12 protein-coding genes and 1 pseudogene are annotated in these 25544 nt (G+C 61.9%); 5 read left to right on the forward strand and 8 right to left on the reverse strand.

What is annotated here, in order from left to right:
* Positions 1-34 precede the first annotated feature (34 nt).
* Both M2281_RS13455 and M2281_RS13460 read left to right on the forward strand, forming a co-directional pair.
* Positions 35-2329: a cation:proton antiporter gene (locus M2281_RS13455; RefSeq protein WP_425537721.1), complete on the forward strand. Its 2295-nt coding sequence runs from the start codon at positions 35-37 to the stop codon at positions 2327-2329.
* Positions 2330-2433: 104 nt separating this feature from the next.
* Positions 2434-2607 carry a hypothetical protein gene (locus M2281_RS13460; protein WP_280821654.1) on the forward strand — a complete coding sequence of 58 codons (174 nt, stop codon included), beginning with the start codon at positions 2434-2436 and terminating at the stop codon, positions 2605-2607.
* 6 nt (positions 2608-2613) lie between these two features.
* Here the strand turns inward: M2281_RS13460 and M2281_RS13465 are convergent, their stop codons facing one another.
* The 3 genes from M2281_RS13465 to M2281_RS13475 form a co-directional block, all read right to left on the reverse strand.
* Complete coding sequence (locus M2281_RS13465) at positions 2614-3315, reverse strand: MgtC/SapB family protein (protein ID WP_280821655.1); 702 nt, start codon at positions 3313-3315, stop codon at positions 2614-2616.
* Positions 3316-3361: 46 nt separating this feature from the next.
* Positions 3362-4966: an L-lactate permease gene (locus M2281_RS13470; RefSeq protein ID WP_280821656.1), complete on the reverse strand. Its 1605-nt coding sequence runs from the start codon at positions 4964-4966 to the stop codon at positions 3362-3364.
* Positions 4967-5185: 219 nt separating this feature from the next.
* Complete coding sequence (locus tag M2281_RS13475; protein WP_280821657.1) at positions 5186-5650, reverse strand: Lrp/AsnC family transcriptional regulator; 465 nt, start codon at positions 5648-5650, stop codon at positions 5186-5188.
* Between the two features lie 191 nt (positions 5651-5841).
* Between M2281_RS13475 and M2281_RS13480 the strand changes: the two genes are divergently transcribed.
* Positions 5842-8166 (forward strand): transketolase-like TK C-terminal-containing protein, encoded by a 2325-nt coding sequence (locus M2281_RS13480; protein ID WP_280821870.1) that lies wholly within the window; start codon positions 5842-5844, stop codon positions 8164-8166.
* A 43-nt stretch (positions 8167-8209) separates the two neighbouring features.
* On the opposite strand, the gene M2281_RS13485 is transcribed toward M2281_RS13480, so the two are convergent.
* Entirely contained in the window at positions 8210-8842 is a 633-nt protein-coding gene (locus M2281_RS13485) for a DUF5074 domain-containing protein (RefSeq protein ID WP_280821658.1), read from the reverse strand.
* A 9-nt stretch (positions 8843-8851) separates the two neighbouring features.
* On the reverse strand, positions 8852-10072 hold the full coding sequence (locus M2281_RS13490) for a helix-turn-helix domain-containing protein (RefSeq protein WP_280821659.1): 1221 nt from the start codon (positions 10070-10072) through the stop codon (positions 8852-8854).
* Between the two features lie 125 nt (positions 10073-10197).
* Between M2281_RS13490 and M2281_RS13495 the strand changes: the two genes are divergently transcribed.
* Together M2281_RS13495 and M2281_RS13500 are read left to right on the forward strand one after the other, a co-directional pair.
* Complete coding sequence (locus M2281_RS13495) at positions 10198-10992, forward strand: DUF899 domain-containing protein (protein ID WP_280821660.1); 795 nt, start codon at positions 10198-10200, stop codon at positions 10990-10992.
* Positions 10989-11270, forward strand: coding sequence for a hypothetical protein (locus M2281_RS13500; protein ID WP_280821661.1), 282 nt, complete (start codon positions 10989-10991; stop codon positions 11268-11270). Before M2281_RS13495 ends, M2281_RS13500 begins: the two co-directional genes overlap by 4 nt.
* 17 nt (positions 11271-11287) lie before the next feature.
* Here M2281_RS13500 and M2281_RS13505 read toward each other — a convergent pair whose 3' ends face one another.
* From M2281_RS13505 to M2281_RS13515, 3 genes and pseudogenes are all read right to left on the reverse strand, one after another.
* Positions 11288-12148: an AraC family transcriptional regulator gene (locus M2281_RS13505; RefSeq protein ID WP_280821662.1), complete on the reverse strand. Its 861-nt coding sequence runs from the start codon at positions 12146-12148 to the stop codon at positions 11288-11290.
* A gap of 116 nt (positions 12149-12264) precedes the next feature.
* The gene (locus tag M2281_RS13510; protein ID WP_280821663.1) at positions 12265-12777 is read right to left on the reverse strand and encodes an invasion associated locus B family protein; all 513 of its coding nucleotides are present in this window, start codon (positions 12775-12777) and stop codon (positions 12265-12267) included.
* Positions 12778-12951: 174 nt separating this feature from the next.
* Positions 12952-24927 (reverse strand): annotated as a pseudogene (locus M2281_RS13515) (autotransporter-associated beta strand repeat-containing protein); the annotation flags it as partial.
* Between the last annotated feature and the right edge of the window lie 617 nt (positions 24928-25544).

Raw genomic sequence — 25544 nt, forward strand, 5'->3', positions numbered from 1 at the left:
GTACATTTGTGCCGGAATGACGGCGGAGAAAGCGATGGCCAGAGAGTGTCGTCGAGGACGCAGCCAGGCGGCTTGCGTGGTGTGCTTTCTATTGCTGGCCGCGTCTCAGGCCGATGCCGCCGCGGGAGCAAGTTCAGGTGCTGGCGGGGTAGGCTTGACTGGCTCCAGCGAAGGGATCTTCGTGTTGGAGCTCGTGCTTCTGCTTGTCGTTGGCCGAGGCCTTGGCGAGCTGTTCCAGCGGCTCGACCAGCCAGCGATCATGGGCCAGCTCATTGGCGGCATCCTTCTTGGGCCGACCTTGTTCGGCTGGCTATGGCCAACCCTCCAGCATAGTGTCTTTCCGTCCGATCCAGCCCAGAAGGGCATGATCGAGGCAGTGGCTCAGCTGGGCATTCTGCTGTTGCTCATGCTGACCGGCATGGAGACCGACCTTAAGCTGGTGCGCAGGGTCGGTGCCTCCTGCCTTTCAATATCGACGACAGGCATAATCGTCCCCTTCGTCTGCGGCTTCGCGTTTTCGTTCTTCCTGCCGGAATCGCTGTTGCCCAATCCGAGCCAACGCCTGGTCGCCGGAATATTCCTCGGCACAGCGCTGTCGATCTCGTCGGTCAAGATCGTGGCCATGGTGGTTCGCGAGATGAACTTCATGCGCCGCAATCTGGGTCAGATCATCGTTTCCTCCGCAATCATCGAAGACACGATCGGCTGGCTCATCATCGCGGTTACCTTCGGCATCGTCTCGCATGGGAAGGTGGAGCTGCTGCCTTTGCTGGGCACCGTCGCGGCGGTCGCGGCATTCATGATATTCAGCTTCACCATCGGGCGACGCATGGTTTTTTCGCTGATCCGCTGGAGCAATGACACGCTCCAGAGCGAATATGCCGTCATCACCGTGATCCTCGTCATCATGGGGACGATGGCCTGGGTTACCAACTTAATTGGCGTTCATACGGTTCTGGGCGCTTTCGTGGCCGGCATTCTGATCGGCGAGTCGCCGATCCTGTCGCGGCACATCGAAGCCCAATTGCGGGGCATCATCACCGCGCTGTTCATGCCGGTGTTCTTCGGCATGGCCGGGCTGTCAGCCAACCTCACCGTGCTTGCGGATCCGCACCTTGCTCTACTCACCGCGGCACTCATCGCGATTGCCAGCGTTGGCAAGTTCAGCGGCGCCTTTCTAGGCGGAAGGGCTGCCGGCATGTCCTGGAAGGAAGCGACGGCTGTCGGCTGTGCAATGAACGCACGTGGCTCGACCGAGGTCATCGTGGCGAGCATCGGCCTGTCGGTGAACATCCTGTCAGACACTCTTTTCACCATGATCGTCACCATGGCGGTCTGCACCACCCTGTCGATGCCGCCCATGCTGCGCTGGGCACTCCGGCGGCTGCCGATGAGCCCCGAGGAAAAGGAGCGCGTCGAACGTGAAGCACTGGACGAGCGCGGCTTCGTCGCCAGGCTGGAGCGTCTGCTCGTCATCGTGGACGACAGCGCCGTCGGGAAATTCGCCGCGCGTCTCGCTGGCATGGTCGGAGGTTGTAGCGGCATGCCAATCACACTGCTGCGCCAGAATACAGAGTTGTCAGCAAGCCTGCCGGAGGGCGGCAGACCTCGCGAACATGTCAGGCAGTTGAGAAGGGCGGCGAAGTCGAGCGCCGACGCCGTGCAACAGGACGAAGGCACTCCCGTTGAGGAGGTCCATCTGACCGCTCGCAACGAAATTCCGGTTACCACCGAGACGGTCGCTGACGAATCCCGCAAAGGGTATGACCTGCTATTCGTGGGGCTGGGTGGGAGCACAGGCGGCAACGGGGCCTTCGCGCCCAGGCTCAACGATATCGCTGCCGGTTTTGACGGGGCGCTCTGTCTTGTCTTGCCGGGGGAGGTGGATGCTCGACCGATGCCAAGGCTCGGCAAGGGCTCGACCATTCTCGTCCCGATCAATGGAACGGAAGTCGCGCGCCGTGCCGCGGACCTGGCCCTGGCCCTGGCGAGGCCGCGCAAGGCGCATGTCAAGGTGCTCTATGTTGTCCGCGAAAAGCGGCTCGGTCGGCGCCCTTCCATATCCCGCTGGCGAGAAGAGGCCATGCTGAAGGAGATCGTTGAACTCGCGGACCGCTATGACGTGCCGGTCAGGACGGCGATCCGCACGCACACCAGTCCCGGTGACGCCATTTGCAAGGAAGCAAGGCAGGCCGCGCTCGTGGTCATGGGTGCAACGCAGCGACCCGGGCCCGACTTGTTCTTCGGGCCTACTGCGATGTCTGTCGTTGCCAATTGCCCTCAGCCGATCGTGCTTGTAGCCAGCGAACGCGGGCTGCGCACTGGATAGACACCGGCTCGTCGGGGGAAAGTTCGCCGCCACGCGGGTTATGAATAGGGACGGCGTCGATGAACCATCGGCCGGTCTTTTCGTGGCGAGGCAGGCAGTCTGAGATGAAGGAATCGCGCAAGACACGGAACGATGATCCCAAGGGTCCCTTCTTTTCAGCGGAGCAGGTGCGGCAAGGCAAAATAATATTGCGCACCCGATCGCGGCGTCTGATTTTCATAGCCGGGCTGGCCGGCATTGTCGTGCTGGCTCTGCTCCTGGCGATCTTTGCCAGGTAGCGTCCGTCAGTCCCTACTCTCGCGGGATATACGGATTTCTTCGACCTCGCCGTATTGCGCAAGCGTCGTCAACAGACCTGGCGGGAGTTCGGAAGGCTCGGGCCGGGTCCAGGAGACATCGAACAAGAACCGTTGCGCGCCGGCGCGGCCGAGGCGATCCGTACCGGCAAACCGCGCCTCATAACCCTGCGCCTTGAGGATTGCGGCGAGATCGGGCGCCGTCGCGCCGCCGGTGCCGAGCGCCACCGTGGCGTGATGCTGGCGGGGGATTCTGAGATCGACCCATTTCAGGGCGAGCAGCGTCACGAGCGTGAGCAATGTGCCGGCAATTCCCAGCCAAAGCTGCCCTCCTCCGAATGCGAGGCCGATGGCTGTCATCACCCAAAGCGTTGCCGCCGTTGTGACCCCGCTTACAAGATCGCCCTTCCTCAGAATGGTTCCGCCACCAATGAAGCCGACGCCGGTCAATACGCCGAGCGGAAAGCGCAGCACATCCATTGTGGCAAAGGATTCCGGGGTCTTGCCGGCGACGGACAGCAGCAGATTGGCCTGGATCATGCTGATGGCGGCCGCAAGCCCAACCAGTATCGTGGTTCGAAAGCCGGCCGCCTTGCCATGAGCTTCACGGTTCAAGCCGACCAGCGCGCCGGCCACCACCGTAAGGAGAAGGCGAAGCAAGATTTCCTGCCAGCTTGGGTTCAGTGGCATGCAAGACCCTCAAGTTCTCTCCACGATGTCGATGACGAAAACGCTCTCAGATTTTCGCGATGCCAGGGAAGAAAAGATAACAGGCGACGCTAATCACGACGAGATAGGCAAGCATCACCAGGCACCAGAAGAAATTGTGCCGAATGACCTCGCCTTCGTTGCGCACGAAACGCGTCGTCGATACGCCGACGCTGGCTGTCTGTGGCGCGATGGGCTTTCCTATTTCCGCACCGACTGAATTGACGGTCGGCAGCAGCAGCGGCGGGAAGCCGAGAAGTTGCCCGACCAGAGCCTGGAACTTGCCGAACATGGCGTTGGTGGAGGTGTTGCTTCCCGACAGGGCGACCCCTATGAACCCGAGGATCGGAGCAACGATGATAAAGGCCGTACCGAGCGACGAAAAAGCCTTCGCCAGCGACGCTGCCATGCCGGAATAGTTGTAGACATAGGCTAGGCCGAAAATGAACACGCCGACCAGGCAGGCTCCCCACATCTGCGACCAGGTCTTGTTCCAGATTTCGCCAAGTTGCCTGCGGCTCACACGCAACAGCAGTGAGACGATGATCCACGATGCGAGGATAGCCGAGCCTCCGACAAACGGCGTCCAGTTGAAGACGGCTGCGTTCTTCGCCCCCTCAACGATCGAGGATGCGGCGGCTACCTGCACATGCAGCAACACGATGCCGGGCAGCTTGGACCACGGTCCCGTCCAGGCGACGACAACGATGATCAGAACCGCGATTGGCATCCACGCTTGGAAGATATCGCCCGCGGATAGACCATGATCGCCCGTCGTGACGGGACCCGTCAGCGGCCTGCCGCCATAACCGCGCATCTGCTTGGGCTGCCAGACTTTGAGCAAGAGGAGCAGGCAAACAAAGCACACGATGGACCCGGCAATATCCGGCAGATAAGGACCGAGGAAGACGCCGACCGGCAATTGCCCGGCGATATATGCGAGGGACCCAACCACCGCGATGGGCCATGCCTCCCGCATGCCTTCCTTGCCCGAAACGAGATAGAGCAATATCCAAGGCGGCAGCAGAGCCAGTATAGCAACGATCTTGCTGACCGACCCTGACAGCGCAAGCAACGGGTAACCGGTGACGGCCGCGAGCGCGATGATGGGTGCACCAAGCGCACCGAACGATACCGGTGCGTTGTTGGCGATCGCGGCAACCCGGACGGCATCAAGATCCGGAATATCGAGGGCGATCAGGATCGGGGCGACAAACGCCCACGGATAGCCGAAGCCGACCAGGCCCTCCAGGAGGGCACCGAACGCCCAGGCAAACAGGATGGTCTGGACCCGGACATCCTGCGTTCCCTGTGCAATCAGCCAACGCCTCAGCTTGTCGAACGTGCCTGTGATGACCAGCGTGTTGAACAGCATCACGCCCCAAAATGTGATCCAGTCGACATTCCACACGCCTGTCGCAGAGCCGTAGAGATAGGCGAGCAAGCCGTCGCCGAGCGGCATGCGCCAGACCCATAGCGCCAGCGCAAATGTGATGATCGAGCCGACAAGCGTCGCCACCCACGCCGACCAGCGAAGCGCGGCCAGCATGAAAAGCAATGCCGCGACCGGCAGCAGGGCTACAAGCCAGGTGATGAACAGATTTCCGGTGGGGTTGAGAATCTGACTGAACATGTGAAACACCGCCCATCACAAGGTTGGCGCAGAGATTTCGTGTTCACTTCAATGCAAATCTTGACCGTATGAACTCTTGTTTCCGCCCAGGCTTCGGTGGTGCCTGGGCCGAAATCGTCATTTTGGCAGACGGTTGAGAGTAGCAGATTTTGGCTGCAACGTTAAGGCGAACCCCGTTCACCACCTCCAGGGTCCGGCGTATCTAGGTCGCCATTATCGCTATGGCAGCGGAAGCACCTCGGATCGCTTGGTTTGACCGAGAGCAAAACTCGTCTCGATCGATGCGACGCCCTCAAGCCGGGTGAGCTTTGTTTTGAGAAAGGCTTCGTAGGCCGCGAGGTCGGCCACAACCACCCGCATCAGATAATCGTATTGCCCTGTCATCAGGTAGCAATCCACGACTTCCGGCCAATTCGAAACGGTCTGCGCGAAGCGATCGAGATATTCTTCCCTTTGCCGCTCCAGCTTGATTGAGGCAAAGGCGCTGACCGGCAAGCCGATCTTGGCTTGGTCGATGATGGCGCTGTAGCCCTTTATGATGCCTTCGTCTTCCATCATCCGCAGACGTCTGGCACAGGGAGTAGGGGAGAGCCCCACCTTGTCCGCCAGCTCCTGCAGCGTGATGCGCCCGTCGCTTTGGAGCACGGCGATGATCTTGCTGTCGATACGATCCAGCTTGCTCATTGGCGGAATCCTCCTCAATCTCGGCCATCAATAGCCGAATATATTAAAATTGGCTCAAACCACCCCTGCTTTTAGCCGATTCCTCTAGTGGCGCCCGACTAAGGTTCCACCAAACGAAAGGGGACACCGTGGAAGACAAGATTGCTGTTCTGGCCGAGCTCGAAAAGAAGGTGCTGTGGCTGTCGAGCTGGATGATCCATCACGCCAACCATGTTCGGCCCAACGATGATGGATTGAAGGTCGGAGGGCATCAGGCCTCCTCCGCGTCGCTGTCGACGATCATGACGGCGCTTTATTTCTCCGTCCTCCAGCCAGAAGACCGGGTTGCGGTGAAGCCGCATGCCAGCCCGGTGTTCCATGCAATCCAGTACCTCTTGGGCAACCAGACCCTAGGCAAGCTTGAGAACTTCCGCGCCTTTGGCGGAGCCCAGTCCTATCCCTCGCGTACCAAAGATGTCGACGATGTCGACTTTTCCACCGGCTCGGTCGGCCTGGGCGCGGCTCAAACCGTGTTTGCGTCCCTGGTGCAGGACTATCTGGCAGCGAAGGATTGGTTCGCTGACGGGCGAGAGGGGCGCATGATCGCCCTGCTGGGCGATGCCGAGATGGACGAGGGCAACATCTTCGAAGCTCTGCTCGAGGGCTGGAAGCACGGCCTGCGCAATACCTGGTGGATCGTCGACTACAATCGCCAAAGCCTGGACGCCGTGGTGCGCGAAGGGCTCTGGGAGAGGTTCGAAGCGATTTTCCGGAACTTCGGCTGGGAAGTTCAAATCCTGAAATATGGCTCGCTGCAGCTGGCCGCCTTTGCCGAGCCAGGTGGAGATGCGCTCAAGCACTGGATCGACCAATGCCCCAATCAACTCTATTCGGCGTTGACTTTCCAGGGAGGTGGGGCCTGGCGCAAGAGGCTGCAAGACGACCTCGGCGACCAAGGTCAGGTTTCCGCGTTGATCGAACGCCGAAGCGACGCGGAACTGCACGCGCTGATGACCAATCTCGCCGGTCATGATCTGCCGGTTCTTCTAGAAGCGTTCGAAGCCTCGACGTCCCATGATCGGCCTGTGTGCTTCATCGCCTATACCATTAAGGGATATGGGCTGCCGCTTGCCGGGCATAAGGACAACCATGCCGGGCTCATGACGCCAGCGCAGATGGGTGCGCTGCGCGATAAGATGGGCATTAGGGAAGGCCACGAATGGGAGCCCTTCGAGGGGCTCGCCAAGGAGAACAAAACCCTCGACGCCTTTCTCCGGCAGGTTCCGTTCCAACGAAAGGGGACGCGCCGCTATTCCGCCCCCCGGATCGAGGTCCCCAATCGACTTGAGACGCAGATTGCGCCGTCGATGTCCACGCAGCAGGGTTTCGGTCTGCTGATGAACGAAATTGCAAAGCAGGATTCGCCTTTCGCCGAGCGGGTCGTGACGACGTCGCCCGATGTCACAGTGTCGACCAACCTTGGCGCCTGGGTGAACCGCCGCGGCCTGTTTGCACGCGAGGAACTCGTCGACCTGTTTCGCAAGGAGCGTATCCCATCGACCTTTACCTGGGATTTCTCTCCCAAGGGACAGCACCTAGAACTCGGCATCGCAGAGATGAACCTGTTCTTGACGCTGTCGGCGCTGGGGCTTTCCCATTCCCTCTTTGGCGAACGACTTTTGCCTGTAGGAACGCTTTACGACCCCTTTATTGAAAGAGGCCTCGATGCCTTGAACTACGCCTGTTACCAGGACGCCCGTTTCATCGTCGCCGCAACACCGTCGGGTGTAACGCTTGCGCCGGAAGGCGGTGCGCATCAGTCGATCGCCACGCCCCTCATCGGCATGGCCCAGGATGGACTTGCCTCGTTCGAGCCCGCATTCGTCGATGAGCTTGCGATCATTCTGAGATTTGCCTTCGACTATATTCAACGTGATGGCAGCCGTGAGCCAGACCGCAAAAATTGGCTGCGAGATGCCAACGGGGGCTCGGTCTATCTGCGGCTGTCGACCCGGACGATCGAACAGCCCAACCGACAGATCGACGCCGACATGGCTGCTGACATCGTCAATGGTGGCTATTGGCTGCGCCGGCCAGGGCCGAACGCGGAGCTCGTGATTGCCTATACCGGGGTTCTTGCGCCCGAGGCCTTGGAAGCAGTTGGATTGATGGCGGAAGACCGGCGCGACATCGGCCTCCTGTCGGTGACGTCCGCGGACAGGTTGAACGCTGGCTGGACGGCCGCGCACCTTGGCAAGGAGCAGGGCATGACCAATGCCCAGAGCCATGTCGAAAAGCTGTTGTCGATCATGCCCAGAAATTGCGGTCTGATAACCGTGGCGGATGGCCACCCCGCAACACTTGCTTGGATGGGAGCGGTGCACGGGCATCGCACGCGTTCGCTGGGCGTTGAGCATTTTGGCCAAACCGGCTCGATTGCCGAGCTATATCGTCACTACGGGATAGATGCGCAGGGCATCATGAAGGCAGCTCAATCGCTCATTCCGGGCAAACCCATTCGGCATCTGCAACTTTAGCAGCATCGATTGGCAAAGGCCTTCCGGCGGCTGCGAGGACGGCTCATCCAGGCTTGCGGACGGCTCGCACTCTCCCGCTGCTTCCGCCGCCGCAGAAGAACCGATCCTTGCCGTCGGATTCAAGCCCCGACACCATCGTCCCGGGCGGCATATCGATCCTCTCGAGAACCTTTCCGGTTTCGGGATCGATGTGCCGCAGTTCGCTCTCGTTGCCTTCCAGAGTGGCGTGCCATAGCTCGCCGTCGATCCACGTCACACCAGTGACGAAGCGGTTGGACTCGATGGTGCGGAGGACCTTGCCAGTCTCGGGATCGACCTGATGGATTTTCCGGTCTCGATACTGCCCGACCCACAGCGACCCCTCAGCCCAGGCGAGCCCTGAGTCTCCCCCGCCACCAGGCGCCGGGATCGTGGCGAGCACCTGGCTCGTCCTGGGATCGAGTTTCTGAATGCGGTTCTCGGCGATCTGATAAAGATGCTGCCCGTCGAACGCGGTTCCGGCATGCGCGGGAACGTCGATCGAACGCAGAACCTTCCCGTCCGCCGGATCGAGGGCGTTCAGCCTCTCTCCCGACGCGAACCAGACGTGCTGACCGTCAAACGTGACGCCATGCACTGCCTCTACCCCCGGAAAGGGGCCGTATTCCTTGATGACTTCGGCTGATGATCGTTTCATTCGCTTATCCTAGCCATTTGGCAGTGGAGCAGGGAGTAACAATGACGTCGGGAATCCTGGAACGGACGAGGCAATCCACCGATGCGACCGCCCCTGGCCGAACGACTGTACCTTGCCTTCTGTCGCAAGCTGTTCAAGCGCCCGTTGCACCGTGCGCGGGCTGGCATCGAGAGAGATCGCCAGGGCAGAGCTCGACCAGGACTCGCCGTCGGCCAGCAGGGCAAGCACGGCAGAATGCTGATTTTCGACGGGCGGTACCAGCACGACGACCTCGTTCGCGCGACGCGGCTTGAGCGTAAAGCCTTGCTTCGTCGCGCTTACTTCCGCCAACTCCCGAAGCTCTACACGAAGCCGCCCCATTTCCACTCGCAACCGCGCGCGATGAGATTCATCGGCGTCCTTGCCGTGAAAGGCACGTGCCACCAGCGTGTGTCTCGATGCATCCCCCGGCGAGGCCTCTCCGAGCGTGCGCGCCAGCGCAAAGAGGGTAGGGCGCGTCGCGAGCGAGACGACGCCTTTGGCATCCCGCACGACATTGCGACACCCATCCACGACCAGCGCGCCTGACGATAACAGCGCTTCCACCTCATCGAGCAGGAGCAGGCGTTCTTGGCCACGAGCGATAAGGCGGGCCGCAGGCGCGTTTAGCGTGGCCGATGCATACTCAACCTCCGCGCCCAGCGCGGGGATGCCCGCCTCACGCGCAGCCTGCGCGGCTCGGATAAGTGCGTCATGGGCAGCCTTCGTCTGCAGACGTCGGATTGCGATTCCAACGATTGCAAGCTCGTAGGCCGCCCTCAGCGCGGGTGGGAGACGTATTGGGTCTTGCTCGGCAAGTGCGCGCTCGGCCTCGTCGAGACGACCGATCAGAAGCAGGCGGCGGGCTGTCAGATTGCGCGCATGCGCGGCGTTCAGGCGGTCGCCGTGAGCCTCAAGCGTCGCCTGCGCTCCATCGAGCGCCTTTGCGGACCAGCCGAGATCACGCGAGACAAGCGCGATCTCGGCCTCGGCGACGAGGCACCGCGCGCGGGCCACAGCCTCTTTCGGGCCAAAAGTGCGGGCAGCACTCTTGAGGAGTGCCTTTGCTCGGACGAGATCGCCGAGCTGCGCCATCGCGATGCCTCGGAGGGCAAGCGCAGGGGCGTCTTCGCGCAAGGCAACCCGGTTCAATGCGCCGAGGGGGTCGCCATTGGCGAGGGCGTGAGCAGCGGCGGTGATCAGCGAGTCCATTCGAATCCCGTCACAATTGTAACTCTCACCGTTCGATTTCCGGTGCCAAAACTACCTAACGACCAATGGAGCCGCGCTTCAGCCAAGGCGCGGGACTTCGCCAACACTAGGAGGTTTCGAAAGCCATGACCACATCAGCCAAGAACGGACAAAAAGGCGGACAGCAAGCCATGCAAACGCCGCCAGTCGTGTCGCCACAGGCGTGGGAGGCAGCCCGCCAGCAACTGCTCGTGAAGGAAAAGGCCCAGAGCCGCGCCCGCGACGCCCTGGCTGCCGAGCGCCGGCGCATGCCATGGATGGCCGTGGAGAAGGCCTATGCGTTCGAGGGGCCCGAGGGCAAGGCCAGCCTGCTCGACCTGTTCGAGGGGCGGCGTCAGTTGATCGTCTACCGTGCCTTCTACGAGCCGGGGGTGTTCGGCTGGCCCGACCATGCCTGCCGGGGCTGTTCCATGGTGGCCGACCAGGTCGCCCACGTGGCTCACCTCAACGCCCGCGACACCACGCTCGTCTTCATCTCGCGTGCATCTCAGGCAGACATCGCCCGGCTGAAGCAGCGGATGGGCTGGAATATGCCTTGGTACACTGTCACGGACAGCTTCGACGCCGACTTCGGCGTGGACGAATGGCACGGCACGAACGTGTTCTACCGCGACGGCGACCGCGTGTTTCGCACCTACTTCATCAACAATCGCGGCGATGAGCAGATGGGGAACACCTGGAACTACCTCGACATCACGCCGTTGGGGCGGCAGGAGGTTTGGGAAGACTCGCCCGAGGGCTACCCCCAGACCCCAACCTACAAGTGGTGGAACTGGCACGACAGCTACGCCGCGGACGCAGCGCCCGACAAGAAATGGGTCGAGGTTTCGGACGCCGGAGAAGCTGCGTTCCGCAATCAGCCCGGGAGCACAAATCCATGAGCCACGCCTGTTGCGGCGACCCCGAAAGGCAGGCGGACCATCGGAGCGCCAGTCCACTCAGGACCGCCGATTGGCTGTCCCTCGCAGCATCGCCGACCTTCGCCATCATGGCGCTGCTGACCAGTGTCCTCGACAGCGGTTCGGCGGAGATGCTCTGCTCGACGATGCAAGGGTCGCTGCTGAGCGGGATGACCACGATGTACCTGCTGATGAGCGCCTTCCACTCAGCGCCATGGCTGAAGCTGCTCGCCCGTTTGGGAGGCGGGTCCAAGCTCTGAGATCAGTAGCGGGAGGTCTATTTGCCCTCCCGCAACTGGGCCGGCGTCAGGCCGCAGTGTTTCTTGAGCGTGAACGTGAGGTGGCTTTGGCTGGCGAAACCGCTGAGCAAGGCAATCTCCGTGACGGTCAGCTTCCCTTCGACCAAAAGCCGTTGTGCGAACTCCAGTCGCAGCCCCATCAGATACTGATGGGGCTGCCTGCCGAAGGACTTGTTGAAAGCTTGGATGAAATGGCGCGGTGATAGTTCACAAACAGCGGCCAGATCGGCCACTAGCAGCTTTCCGGTGAAATTCTCGGCCAGAAACTCGCGGATGCGGCGGATGTTGCGAGGCGAAAGCGCTCCGCGCGCGTCGGCTGCTTCGTGCTCCGCCCCGGAATAGTTTCTCAGGAGATGGATACCGAACAAGGTGAGGATCGAATCGACGTATAGTTCGTTCGCCGCCGGTCGTTCCGTAAGCTCCGCCCTCAGAAGGCTGGCAAAATGCAAAGCCTGCGGGTCGACCGCGGTGGCCATCATCGGACGCGGCGCGAAGATCTTGCCGTCATATTCCCGCTCCGAAAGGGCTGCCATGGCAGACGGCGTGATGACGACTGCAACGCTTTCCTTCTTTGAAGGCCAGATCGTAAGGGGCTCGCCTCCGGCAGGAACGATACCAAGCGCGCCCGCGGGCACGTCGAACTCCTGAGTAACGCTGCTACTTACAGAAGCCCTCACGTTCTTTGCGGAGGTAAAGAAAACGGTCGCGTAGTGGCTCTCTGCAACGAAGGACAGCGAGTCGCCGGAGCGGATCGAATGTGTAGCCCCCCCGCTGACCGTCGCAATCCGGCTGCGATCCTTGTCTGGAATAAAGTCGAGTACATTGCCGATAATGTTCATGGAGAGACGCCGCTGCGGTATTCTCTGCTGGCAGTACCCCTGAGACCATCAGCAATGCACTTTGGTTTCGTTCCGAAGTGACTTTCGATGCGGCCGCCCCCCTCGGCCTTTTCCCGTCACTTGCCCGTGTTTGCGCCCAACTCGACCAAACGCTGATACGCCGGCTTGAAGCCCTTGAGCGAGATATCCGTCTTCACCTGCTGGCCGGAAATTGCGGTCATCAAGACGCTTGCCGCCTCGGCGCTTCCGAATTTCTCGATCACCTCTTTCGGCAATTCGATCTCAGCCACGCAGCCGGCAGGTAAGCATGTACGGTAGGGACCTTGCAGGACGTCCTCGTCGCCGATCTGAACGCGAACGCCCTCCGACAGGAGCAGGCCGAACGGCAAGACCAAAGTCGCCTTGGCGGCCTGTTCGGCCTTGCCGATGGCAAACATCAGCACGCGCTGGCGTGATTCCTGCTGGATGAGCTCCTGGCTCATTTGGCATGTGCGCTGCGACTGTTCGCCTTCCACCCTGCTCACGCACTGCACCGTCCAGGCTTCATAGGTTTCGGACAGTGATGTCGGGCCCTGCGTACTAATTGCCTCTTGGGCCATGGCATTTGAGGCCGTCAGCGCGCTGGTCAAAACGAACAGCAAGTGCCGTGCAAGTTTGGATCTTCCCATGATGTCTTTCGTACCCGTCCTTGGGGGATTGTCATTGGCGGGGCCAAGTTGCCGTAAACATGGCCCCAGAAGTTGCGATTGGGCGCGGCAGCCTTTCAGACACGCCGTGCCGATCCTGTTCTTGCGTGTCGGAGACTACCAGCGCATGCGGAAGCCGACCGTGCCGCCTATAGCATTGTTGTTGCCAAAGTTCTCCAGGCTCGTGTTCACTTGCGCCTCACCATAGAGCGAATATTTGTCGTCGGCCCAGTTGAGCGTGCCGCCGACGCCAATGCCCCCATGCAGACGGTCGTTCCGGCTTGAGAATGCGGACCCCGCAACATCCACCTTCGACGCACCGGCAAAGCCATAATAGAGATTGGCGATGCCGTAGAGATGCGTAGAGGCCAGGCGTCCTTCTGAATCCCGCCATTCGACGTCGTGGTTGACGGCCATGCCCAGGCGACTGACGAGATTGCGGCTTTTGCGCAGAGAGACGTCGGCCCCAAAGACATCGGTAAAGTCGTCGAACTGCACCGCCGAATAGGTGAGTTGGGCCTGCGGCGTCAGCGACCAGTTGCCGCCAAGCTCGATCCGCTGACCGGCTTCGATGCTGAGGCTGTAGCCCACGCCGCCATTGCCGTCCACGAGCTTGCGTCCCGCCGTCGCCGACCGGAGATCGCTGTTGAACCAAGTGACTTGCGCCAGACCATCCACATAGAACCCGTTCTCGCCATACCAGGTCAGCGTCGCACCCAGGCCATAGCCGGACGTGTCTATGCTGCCGATGCCATAAGGCGACCAGACGCCAGATGAGCCGGTGCCATATTGGACATACAAGCCGCCGATGAAGCGCCCCGCCTCATTCTGTAGAAGGAGGCCATCAATGCCGGTCTGGAATTTCCAGGTGCTGGCATCATAGTTTGCGTTGCTCGTCGAGGCATTCGGCTCGAACTTGGCGTGCGCAGCCTCGATACGTGCCCAGACGCCGTTGCTGTTGGTAACCCTGTCTCCCTTCGCGTCCGCGTTTGCGCTCTCCGGCCGCGTCCCCCAGACCCGGTTGCCGATGCGCTGCTGCAAGGTGCCGGGTTTGTTGAGCTCCTGAAGCGAGCCCGCATAGCTTTCATAAAGCGGCACCCCCGGCTGATAGAGCGGTGTGCCGGGACCCTGCGGATCGAGAAGTGCCGAACGCAGATACCAGTCGCCATCCATCGGCGTGCTGACGCCGCCCTTGTACAGGCGATAGCCATAGGCACCGGCAACCACGGCTTGTTGCCCCTCGAACAGATAGTCGCCGTCGAGCGTGAAGATGCCATTGGAGGCACCGGCAACGTCGATGATCTTGATACCCTCGATCGTCTGCGCGCCGAGCCCGCCGCGGTTGGTCACGCTGATCTGCGTCGTGCCCGAGGTCGAGCCTTTGACCACCAGACGACTGGTCGCGGAAGTGTCGTTTCCAAGCACCGTTGCAATCTCGAGGCGCCCGCCATTGCCGGCATAATCACCGTCTATGGTAAGCGTGCCGACACCGCCTAGGCCGGACGCGATGACGCCAGCGTTGGTGGTCGTGCCGACATGGCCGATGCCTTCTAGCCGCCCGCCGCTGGCAACCGACAGGCTGCCGCCCAGCACGCCGTTTGCAACCAGCGTACCAGCGTCGACACTCGCGGAACCGCTGTAAGCGCTGCTGTTGGCGGTCAGCACAAGAGTACCGCCGCCGGCTTTCTTGAAGGCACCGGCACCGGAAAGCGCGCCGTTAAGCGTCAGACTGGTGTTAGCATCGGTGAGCAGCGTGCCGGCACCAGTGAACGTGACCGAGCGATCGCTCGTCATATCCGCCGTCGTGCGCAGCGCGCCGCCATCGAAGGAGAGGCCGCCTGCCTTGTCGCCCAACGCGGCATCGGCCGCCACCTGCAGCACACCGCCCGTCATCAACGTGCCACCGGTGTAGCTGTTTGCGCCAGTGAGGACGAGCGTGCCGAGGTCGGACTTCACCAACTCGGTGGACCCGGAAAGAACCGACGCGATCGTCGCGGTCATCACCGCTCCCGCCGATGTGCCGTCGCCCACACGGATACCCGCCTGAGGACCGACAAGCACCAGTTCGCCGCCCTCGATCCGATAGCCATCGACCGCGAATTGCATGCCGGACGCGGTCACCTGGCCAAGGCTGTTGTCGACAGTGACAGTGCCGGCAGCCGCGGTGAAGATCGCGTATGAGCCGTTCGCGTAGGCCGCGTTGATATCGCCACCGGCATCCGTCCAGTTGTCGTTGCCAAGGCTGTTTTGCCAGGTACCATCGCCGCCGGCGATCTTGTGATCGAACCTGCCGCCGGCATCGCCGTCCCAGTAGTTGAGCGTCAGCCCTGCGCCGTTCACAAGATTGATTTGTCCGGTCACCGAGGTTTGGAGGAACACATCGCTGTCATCCGGCATTGCGCCCAGCGCAAGGCCATTGTTGATGAGTGTGCCGCCATAGTTGATCACGCGGTAAATGCCCGCGCCGAACACGCCGCCCGGCGTAACCGATACGTTGAGCGTGCCGCCCAGCGTTAGATCGCCGCCGACATTGACGAGGTCGTTGAGGACACCACCTGCAACATTGGCCTCGCCGAATTGCATGTTCAGCATCGACCCGCTTGTGAGCGACAAGCTGCCCTTGATCGTGAGGGTGCCGGCCGAAGTCGTAGTGCTTCCAGGGGCAAGTGCTGCGCCATCGGCAATCGAGACATCGCCGCCGATGATGCCGGCGCCGCCCAGGGTGGCGCCCATCGCGACCGTGGTTGTGCCGGTTGCCGCCGACTGGTCGCCATTGATGAGCAGCGTTCCGGCGCTGACCGTCGTGGCGCCCTTGTAGCTGTTGGCGCCGGCCAGAATGGTCGTGCCTGTGCCGGCTTGTGTGAACGCACCGCTACCCGAAATCAGGCCATCGAGATTCAAAGAATTCGAACGGTTGGCGACAAGCAACCCGTCATTGACGATACTGCCGGTGAGGCCACCGGAGGTGCCGCCATTGCCAAGTTGCAACGTGCCTTGGGCGATCGTGGTACCGCCCGTATGAGCCGCATTGCCCAGAAGAAGCAACGATCCCGCGCCATCCTTGACGAGGGCGCCCGCGCCGGAAACCGAGCCGTCCAGCGTCAATGTGGTGCTGGCGGCGGTGCGCAATGTCCCGGTACCCGTCAACGTCACGTCACGGCTAGAGGCGACGTCAGCGGTCGTGTGAAGTGCACCGCCATTGAACGACAACCCGCCTGATGCCGCGCCGAGATTGGCGTCGGCCGCGACCTGCAGCGTGCCGCCATTGATCGCCGTGCCGCCGGTATAGCTGTTTGCTCCGGAGAGGATCAGCGTGCCCATGTCGGATTTGACGAGCCGGGTGTTGCCAGTGAGGTCTGACGCGATCCTGGCGGTAATCCCAGCACCGCCTGTGGTGCCGTCACCTACGCGGATCACCGAGGATGTGCCGCCGGCGAGGGTGATCGGGCCTCCCACGATGACATAGCCGTCGGTGAGGAACTGCATGCCCCCAGCTTTGACTACGCCCAGGCTGCTATCGACCGTGACGGTGCCGGCCGCCCCCATGAAGACGGCGAAAGCAGCATCCTCGAAAGGTGCGTTGGCAGTGCCGTCCTCGGTCCAGTTGTCATTGCCTGTGCCGCCGGCATTGGCCTGCCAGCTGCCGTCGCCGCCTTCTATCTTGCCGTTGTTCTTGTTGGCGACGTCCGCGCCGTCCCAGTAGCGCAGCGCCATCCCTGCGGTGTTGACCAGGTTGACCTGATGGTTGATCGATGTCTGAACATAGAAGTTCGAAGACGGGATCGTGCCGATCGCAAGCCCGTTGTTCGTCAGCGAGCCCGTATAATTGATGATGCGATAGATACCCGGATCGAAGTTCCCGCCGCCCGAAGTCTTCACATTGAGCGTGCCGCCCAGAACCAAGTCACCGCCCACATTGATCAGGTCGTTGAGCGCACCGCCGGCTACGTTCGCCTGCCCGAAGCTGTAGTTGAGCGTCGAGCCGCCGTTGAGCGTGAGGTGGCCGTCGATGGTCAGCGTTCCAGGTGCCGTGCTCAGGTCGCCCGGATTGATCGCGCCGCCATTGGCGACCACGACATCGCCGCCGATCGTGCCCTTGCCGCCAAGCGTGCCGCCGGAATTGACGGTGGTGAGCCCAGTCGCAGCCGACTGGTTGCCGTTGATGTAGAGGCTGCCGGCATTGATCGTGGTCGCGCCCTTATAGCTGTTGGCGCCGGCCAGCACCGTCGCGCCGGTGCCGTTGTGATTGACCGAGCCCGCGCCAGAGATCGCAGCGTTGAATTCATAGTTGCTGCTGTCGTGATTGAAGTTGATGCGGTTGCCGGCCGCGCCCATCGTGACCGCAGTTGCTTCCAGCGTGCCGGCATGGGCGGCCGGGCCGCCTTCCGCCCCGCCAATATTGAGCGCAGCATTGCCCAACCCCATCGCCAACGTTCCACTGCCGGCCTTGACCGCACCGCCGTCAGCTATGGTGATGGTGCCCCTGCCGGTGGCAGCATTTGCGAGGGTAAGCGCACCGCGGGTCTCGAAGCGGGAGCTTCCACCCGTAACGAGCAGATCCGCCGAAGCAGCGTTAGTGCCAAAGGCGATGTCTGCTGTTCCGGCAGTCACCAGACCGCCATTGGAAACGGTCATCGCCCCTCTGCGGAATTGAAGGGAATTGACGAAGTCCCACTGCGAGCCTGCTCCCGAAACCGTAACGACAGCACGGTAACCCGCCGTCGGCGGCACGCCGCCGAGAGTGGTCACCCCTGCGCCCGCCGAGATCATCTTGCCACCGTCGAGAATATTGACGGTAGCCAAGCCGTTGGCGCCAAAGATACTCGCACCGGTGGTGGTGACTTGCGAACCGGGGCCGGTGACATTGAGCGTAGCGCTGCTCCCAGCTCCGTTCGCCAGGGTCAAGCCGGCAAACGACGCCGAACCACCGTTGCGCACCGTCAAGGCGCCTGTGCTGGTGTCACCAATAAGGGAATTGCCTGGTCCCGCGACGAGGCGCGAGCCCGTGCCGTCGACGATCATTTCGCCGCCGGCGTTGACGGTGAGGCTGGCTGTCCCGTTGATCTGGCCGCCTGATTGCAAGACGAGCTTGCCGGCGTTGACCGCAGTCGCACCCGCATAAGTGCTGTTCCCGGTCATCGTCAGCGTGCCGGAACCGTTCTGGGTCAGCGTACCGGTGCCGGAAACAGAACCGGCATAGAGGAGCGCATTCGAGCGGTTGAAGATGAGCGCGCCGTTATCGACAATGTTGCCGGCAATGCTGCCCGTCGCACCGCCATTGCCGACTTGCAGCGTTCCTGCCGCAATGGTCGTACCGCCCGTGTGCGAGGCGTCACCGGTGAGCACCAATATGCCCGTGCCGCTCTTGGTGAGCGCGCCGCCACCGGCGACCGTGCCGGAGAGCGTGAGGGTCGTGCTCGCATTGGTGAGCAGGGTTCCTGCACCGGCCAGCGTGACGGCCCTGTTGCTCGTCATGGTCGCCGTAGTGTTCAGCGTGCCGCCATCGAAGCTCAGGCCGCCCGCCGCCGCGCCAAGATTGACGTCGCTGGCGATCCGCACTGTGCCGCCATTGATCGCGGTGCCGCCGGTGTAGGTGTTGGTTCCACCCAGCACCAAGGTGCCGGCATCTGTCTTCACCAGTCGCGAACTGCCGGTCAGCACCGAGGCGATTGTTGCCGTCATGCCCGCGCCGGCAACGGTTCCATCGCCGACCCGAATGATCGACTCCGGCCCGACCAGGGTCAAGGCGCCCCCGCTGATGAGATAGCCGTTGCTGGCAAACTGCATGCCCGAAGCGGCGACCGGGACAAGGCTGTTGTCCACCGTCACAGTGCCGGCAGTGCCCGAGAAGATCGCAAAACCGCCGTCGGCGTAGCCGGCATTGATGGTGCCGCCCGAATTCGTCCAGTTGTCGTTGCCGGCATTGCTCTGCCACAAGCCATCGCCGCCGTTGATGACACCATTGTTTTTCGGTCCGGCCGCGCCGTCCCAGAAATTAAGCGCCAGTCCGGCGGAATTCACGAGATTGACCTGGCCGCCGACCGAGGTCTGGACAACGACATTGCTGCCCGTCGGCATCGTGCCGAGCGCAAGCCCGTTGTCTGTGAGCGTGCCGCCATAATTGAATACGCGGTAGATGCCCGCACCGAAGATACCACCTGCCGGCACCGAGACATTGATCGTTCCGTCGAGAACGAGGTTGCCCCCGACATTGACCAGATCGTTCAGCGCGCCGCCCACCATATCGGCCTGGCCGAATTCGAAGTTGAGCCGCGTGCCGGACGAAAGGTTGAGATTGCCATTGATCGTCAGCGTGCCGGGGCTGTTGCTGCCGGGCGCCAAGGTCGAGCCATTGGCCATGACGACATCGCCGCCGATTGTACCTGAGCCGCCCAGGGTCGCACCGGAGGCAACGCTGGTGAGCCCCGTCGCTCCCGACTGGTTGCCATTCACCAAGAGCTTGCCAGCGTTGACGTTCGTCGCGCCGGCATAGCTGTTGTTGCCGGTAAGCGTGAGTGTGCCGCCGCCAATCTGGTTTACCGCACCGCTACCCGAGATGAGCCCGCCGAAGCTCACATTGTCAGACCGGTTGAATGCCAGCGTTGCGTTGTTGGCGACATTCCCAACGATGCTGCCAGTAGTGCCGCCATTGCCGATCTGCAACGTACCATTCGTGATGGTTGTGCCACCCGTGTAGGTGTTGGCATTCGTCAGGATCGTCGTGCCGGCTCCGATCTGCGAGATCTTGCCGCTGCCCGAAACGATGTTGCCGAAGGTGTAGCTGTCCGAACGATCGAAGGCGAGGGTGCCGTCATCGACGATGTCGCCAATGACGCTGCCGCTGGCGCCACCGTTACCGAGCTGCAGCGTCCCGCCCGTGATTGTCGTGCCGCCGGTGTAAGTGTGGTTGGCCGTGAGCACCGTTGTGCCGGATCCAGCCTGTTCAATCTTGCCGGCGCCTGAAATCACGCCGTTATACGTGTAGGTGTCCGAGCGGTCGAAGACGAGCTTGCTGCCGTTGATCACATTGCTGACGATCGAGCCAGTGGCGCCGCCGCCACCAATTTTCAACGTGCCAGCATTGATGACGGTGTTGCCGGTATAGGTGTCGTTGCCCGTCAGCACCCAGGTGCCGCTATCGTTCTTGGCAAGGATGGTGACGCCGGTGCCGGCATTACCGATCGAGCCGGCAAGCGTGTTGTTGCCAGTATTGGTGCCGCCGAGCGCAATGGTGCGATCCTGGTTGGCATTCGCCAATGTCACAGGGCCGGTGTCGGTGAAGACGATCGCGCCGGTGCCGGAGGATTCGATGAAGGTTACGCCCGCCGAGAGCGTGAACAGGCGGTTGGTGGTATCGCCCGAGCCGGTGTAGCGCAACGTCGAGCCGTTGCCGATCACCAGGTTGGACGCGGCTGCCGAAGATGCACCAAGGCTGCTGGCAAGCCCGGCGTCGGCGAGCTTGTCCACGCCGAGCACGCCGCCGCTGATCGTGGTGATGCCGGTGTAGGTGCTGGCCGGATTGGTCAGTATCCAGGTGCCGGTGCCGGTCTTGGTGAGCGACGTGATACCGGCGCCGTTGTTGGTGATCTGTGCGGCGAGCTTGTTGTCGGCAGTGCTCGTGCCGGTCAGCGTCAAGGTCTGTGCGGTGTTGGCCGCTGCGAAAGTGACCGGGGCGTTGCTGGTAAAGTTGATCGCGCCGGTGCCCGAGGCATCGAGCCCGTTGCCGCCGCTGGCGCCGAGCGTGAAGCGGCGATCCGTGCTGCCGCCGGTACCCACATAGCGCAGCGTGCCGCCATTGAGGACGAGATTGCTTGCTGCCACGCTCGAAGCGCCGATCGAGCTGGCCTGGCCGCCATCGGTCAGGCAGGTCACTTCGATCGTGCCACCGTTGATCGTCGTGGAACCGCTGTAGTCGCTGGCGCAGCTGCTCAGGTTCTGCGTCGCGACACCGTTCTTGATGAGGTTGCCTGCGCCTGTGATCTTACCGGCATAGATTGCACCGTTATACCCGTTGGTGATTGTGAGGTCGGCGCCATTAAGGTTGACGTTGCCGCCGCTCGAACCACCGCCTTGCAGCCAGACGACGGTGGCGTTGTAGCCATTGAGGTCAAGGAGGCCCCCGGCGACATTGTCCAGATACATTGCGCCGGGCGCACCCAACGCCTGCGTGGAGCCCAACCTGAGTATGCCGCCTGTAACCTGCGTTGCGCCCGTATAGCTGTTTGCTCCCGACAGCACGAGCGTGCCGGTACCATCCTTACGTAGCCCGCCTCCGCCAACGATCTGGCCCTTGAACTCCAACGTCGTGGCTGCATTCGCCACGTTAAGGTAGCCAGTCCCAGTCAGCGTAAAGCCGCGGTCGATAGCAACGCTCGAGCCGGTGTAGACCAGCGTACCCCCGTTGAATACAAGATTTGAGGAAGCAGCGCTCGAGGCGCCAATTCCGCTGGCCAAACCGCCATCGGCAAGGCAGTCGGTGCTCAACGCGCCGTTGAGGGTGGTGACGCCGGTATAGTCATTATTGCAGCCGGTCATCGTCTGCGTATAGGAGCCAGCCCCGCGGGTGAAGCCGCCGGCGCCGGTTATCTTACCGGTGAAGATGCCGTTACCGCCCGCCGTTGTGAGCGTATTGGATCCAAGATTGACGGTGCCTGCGCCGATAATGGCCGCGGCTGTTATGTTGAATCCACCAAGATCAAGCGTGCCGCCGCCATTGATGGTCATATAGTTCAATGCGGGGCCGAACGCCTGCGCGGAGCCCGCGCGCAGCGTCCCACCGTTGATGATGGTGCCACCTGTGTAGGCGTTGGCACCGCTCAGGATCAATGTGCCGTCACCCTCCTTGCGCAGTCCGCCGGTACCGACTGCCGTACCGCTCATGGTGAGGATGGAGTTCGCGTCGGTTACGCCGATGCCGCCACCGCCCGTACCAAGCGTGAAGCCCCGATCGCTGCTAGCGGTCGCACCGAGATATTCCAGCGTGCCGCCGGCGAGAACCAGATTGGCCGAGTTCGCGCTCGCGGCGCCGATACCGCTCTCCACGCCACCATTGGCGAGCTTGTTTACTGCAAGCGTGCCGCCGTTGACGGTGGTGCCGCCGACATAATTGTTATTGCCATTGGCAAGCGTCAGCTTGCCCGCACCAGTCTTGGTGAAGCCTGCATCATCACCGCTCACCACTTGGCCGCCGAAGCTGAGATTGGTGCCTGCGTTGGTGACCTCGATGGTCCGCGACGGGCCGCCATTGACGAGGGTGAACCCGCGATCGCTCGAGGTCGACGCACCTGTGTAGCGGAATGTACCGCTCTCGATCACCAGATTGGACGAGTCCGCCGTCGACGCACCGATGGCGCTTGCGACACCGCCATTGGCGATTGTGTTGACCGCGAGCGTGCCGCCACTCAGCGTCGTTGCGCCGGTGTAGGTGTTTGCGCCGGTCAACGTCGCCAGGCCGGTTCCAGCCTTGGTGAAACCTACCGCGCCACCATTGTCGACGATCGTCGAGGCGATGGTGAAATTGCCACCGCCATTCTGCTGCAGGCCAAGGATGCCACCGCCCGCGCTTCCGGTGAGCGACCCGCCGGTGATCGTCTGGTTGTTGTTGCCAACAGTGGCCGCGACAATGATGGTGCCGTCGATGCCAAGCATCTGGCCAGCACCGATTGTAACCGTCGACGCCGCTGCCTGCGTGTAGCGCAAGCCGCCAAGCTGAACGCCGCCGCCCACCGTGTTGTAGAAGCTTCCGGGATGACCGTCATCGTCAGTGACGAACTGGCCGTTTGCCCACAGGCTGGCATTGTCCTGCCCCGTATAGTCGGAAGCCGTGAACGCAGTGATTTTACCGCCGACAACCTTCGCATAGTCGGAGCCATTGACTGTGGCCCAACCACCAAGTGCCGTGTTCGTGGTGGTGATACTGCCGCTGGCGGGCAGGGTGAAATCGATGAGGCCGCCGGTGCGGTTGATCGCACCGAGATTGAGGGTCAGGCTGCCGCCCGTCCCCGAAGTGGCGCCGATGCGGTTGTTGCCCGCAGTGACGTTCACGCTGCTGAAGGTCTGGCTGTTGGCCTTGCCGGCGGCTCCCGTGACGGTCATCACGCCGCCGACCATGTTCAGCGTCGATGCGCTCGACAGGATATCGCTCGTCGGCGCGCCGGCACTGGAAAAATCGAGCACGACTGCGCCGCCGTTTATGGTGGTGGCACCCGTATAGGTGTTCGCGCCGCTCAGCGTCAGCGTGCCCGTGCCACGCTTCAGAAGGTCACCGCTGCCGGTGATGCTGCCGCCATAGCTCGAATTCGTCGATCCGTTCACGGTCATGGTCGCGCCATTCAGCGCAACGCTGCCGCCGGTTCCGGAGAGAGACGTAAAGGTCGTGTCGAAACCGTTGAGGTCGAGCGTGCCCCCGTTGACGATCGCGGCGTTTGGAGTGCTGAAGGCCTGTGCATTACCCGCTGCAAGCGTACCGCTTTCCACCCTTACCGAGCCGGTGTAAGTATTCGCGCCAGTCAGCAGCCAGGTGCCCGAGCCGTTCGAAACCAGGCCGCCGTTTCCAGAAATGACTCCGGACAAGGTGTTGGTGCCAGTGAAGGTGCCGCCAAGCGTCAGCGTATTGGTTCCGCTTGCCGCGAGCGCGAACCCGCCGTTGAGCGCCAGGGATCCCGTGCCGCTATTGGCAACGCCGGCGTTGCCCGCCAGTATGAAATCGCGGTTGCTGCTATCGCCCGTGCCGGTATAGGCCAGCGCTCCATTGCTGATGGAGACATTGCCGTAGGCACCCGTTCCCAGCGCACTGGCGGTGCCGACATTCTTCAGCGTGTTCGCCCGCACCGTCACGTTCTGGATCGCGGCGACACCGCCAAAGGTGTTGGTGCCGGTTACCGTGACACTGCGGTTCGTGCCGCCACCGTTAAAGACAACACCGACTTGGGCGTTATTGCTGCTGATCGTGCCGAGCAACTCAAGGTCGGCCGTTTGCGCGGTGAAGACGACATTGCGAACCCCAATACTAGAGTTCGTGTGAGCGTTGGCAATGTCGCCAGTGAGCGTGAGGGTACCGGTACCCTGGTTTGTGATCCCCGATGTTCCGTACATCCACGACGCCAGTCGCCAGTTACGGTTGGAACTGGCGCCGCTGCCGGTGTAGACGGCGTACGCCGAGGTAGTGCTGCTCACTCCAAGGGAGATCGTGCCGCTGGCTGCATCTGTCGCGGCACCAAGCGCGCTCGCAGTTCCCAGGTTGCCAATCGATGTGAAGGTAAGGGTCCCGCCATTAACGACACCCGTCGCGCCGGTATAGTTGTTGTTGTTGTTGTTAAGCGTGACGTTGCCGTAAACGTTCAGTCCGCCCGCGCCGGTGAAGCGCGCAGAACCCACACCGGCGCCGGCGATCGAAGCCTGCCCGCCCGAGAGAGTGATCACGCGGCTGCTGCTCAGCGCCCCGGAGCTGTTCAGACCGGCTCCGGCGGCGAGTGTCACACCATTGCTCGCCGCACCGAGCGCCGCATCGCCATTGACGTAGAGAGTGCCGCCCGTGACGCTGATGCCGCCGCTGAGCGTGTTGGCGCCGTTCAGATAGAGATTGCCGGCGCCCGCCTTGGTCAGTCCATTCGTGCCGGCAAGAATGGAGTTGATCGTCGCCACGACACTCGTATTCGTCATGATGGTCGGCGTGACACCGCCAAGGGTCAGCGTGCTGCCGTTGAGAATGTAGTCGGTGGTTTCGAAAGTGAGATTGTGGGCGTTGATTGGCGAGGCCAGAGTCACCGTGCCGGCCGTACCGCCAAAGATCGCATTGTCAAATGCGCTGTTGTCCCAGGGCGCATAAGGCCCGCTGACGCCATCGCCGTTCGGGCTCCAAAATGCCCCGGTCAGGTTCCAGGTGCCCGTACCGCCGCGTCCGACCTGCGTTCCGTTGGGATCCCAGTACCGGTCCACTCCCGCCGCGGCGGCACCAATCACCAGGGCTGAGGCAAATGAAACAGGCAGGGCGCGGGCTGATATCCAGCCGATGATCTCGGCAACGTTCGGCGCATAACTTGCCGCCTTGCCTTTCCACTTGGTCATGCGTCCGCCACGCATCACACGCCCCCATGGGGAAGAGCGATGCGATGTTGCCGCCGATACGTTCGGCTGCTCTTTCGATTGAGCGTCGGCGACCGAGACGTTCTGCATGACGGTAAATCCTCTTTCAAATTCAGCCCGCCAGCAGGAGATCGCCGGTCAGACGTATTCAATCGCTGCACTCGAGGTTGACGCTTGTCGTGGGAAATGGCCGGCCATCGCTGCTGCCCGATCGTCTAGGCAGCATGGTAGGTGCGCCAAGGACCGGCCAACCGGCCGATCGAAGCAAGCGCAACTAAGCCGCGATTACGGCAATGCGATCTGCTGTGGTGATCCGCATCGGCCGGGGATCACGCTTCCGCTGCACATCGCGTTTTGGTGATTGCAGCCATCTCAGCCATGGCTGCCTAAAAATGACGTCAAACAGCGTTGAACGCTGCGATCCGATCGCACCGAGCATATTGCCCCCTCGCATTTACAATCATCCGAGATGGGATGCGGGTCTTTTGGGTATCTCGTTGGAAATCCGCCAGGTTCCAACGCCGCATCGATACCCAATCGCATCCGATTCGACTGATTCACACATGGGGATGAATGCACATTCTGAGGGGCGTGTATTTCAGAATAATCCGGTAAATATCAGAAAA

The sequence above is a fragment of the Pseudaminobacter soli (ex Li et al. 2025) genome (assembly GCF_029892515.1).
Classification (GTDB): Bacteria; Pseudomonadota; Alphaproteobacteria; order Rhizobiales; family Rhizobiaceae; genus Pseudaminobacter; species Pseudaminobacter soli_A.

What these genes read in the sequence shown, in the direction of transcription:
- M2281_RS13455 (WP_425537721.1), top strand. Translation starts at nt 35, where the DNA reads ATGGCCAGAGAGTGTCGTCGAGGACGCAGCCAGGCGGCTTGCGTGGTG.
- M2281_RS13460 (WP_280821654.1), top strand. Translation starts at nt 2,434, where the DNA reads ATGAAGGAATCGCGCAAGACACGGAACGATGATCCCAAGGGTCCCTTC.
- M2281_RS13465 (WP_280821655.1), bottom strand. Translation starts at nt 3,315, where the DNA reads ATGCCACTGAACCCAAGCTGGCAGGAAATCTTGCTTCGCCTTCTCCTT.
- M2281_RS13470 (WP_280821656.1), bottom strand. Translation starts at nt 4,966, where the DNA reads ATGTTCAGTCAGATTCTCAACCCCACCGGAAATCTGTTCATCACCTGG.
- M2281_RS13475 (WP_280821657.1), bottom strand. Translation starts at nt 5,650, where the DNA reads ATGAGCAAGCTGGATCGTATCGACAGCAAGATCATCGCCGTGCTCCAA.
- M2281_RS13480 (WP_280821870.1), top strand. Translation starts at nt 5,842, where the DNA reads ATGATCCATCACGCCAACCATGTTCGGCCCAACGATGATGGATTGAAG.
- M2281_RS13485 (WP_280821658.1), bottom strand. Translation starts at nt 8,842, where the DNA reads ATGAAACGATCATCAGCCGAAGTCATCAAGGAATACGGCCCCTTTCCG.
- M2281_RS13490 (WP_280821659.1), bottom strand. Translation starts at nt 10,072, where the DNA reads ATGGACTCGCTGATCACCGCCGCTGCTCACGCCCTCGCCAATGGCGAC.
- M2281_RS13495 (WP_280821660.1), top strand. Translation starts at nt 10,198, where the DNA reads ATGACCACATCAGCCAAGAACGGACAAAAAGGCGGACAGCAAGCCATG.
- M2281_RS13500 (WP_280821661.1), top strand. Translation starts at nt 10,989, where the DNA reads ATGAGCCACGCCTGTTGCGGCGACCCCGAAAGGCAGGCGGACCATCGG.
- M2281_RS13505 (WP_280821662.1), bottom strand. Translation starts at nt 12,148, where the DNA reads ATGAACATTATCGGCAATGTACTCGACTTTATTCCAGACAAGGATCGC.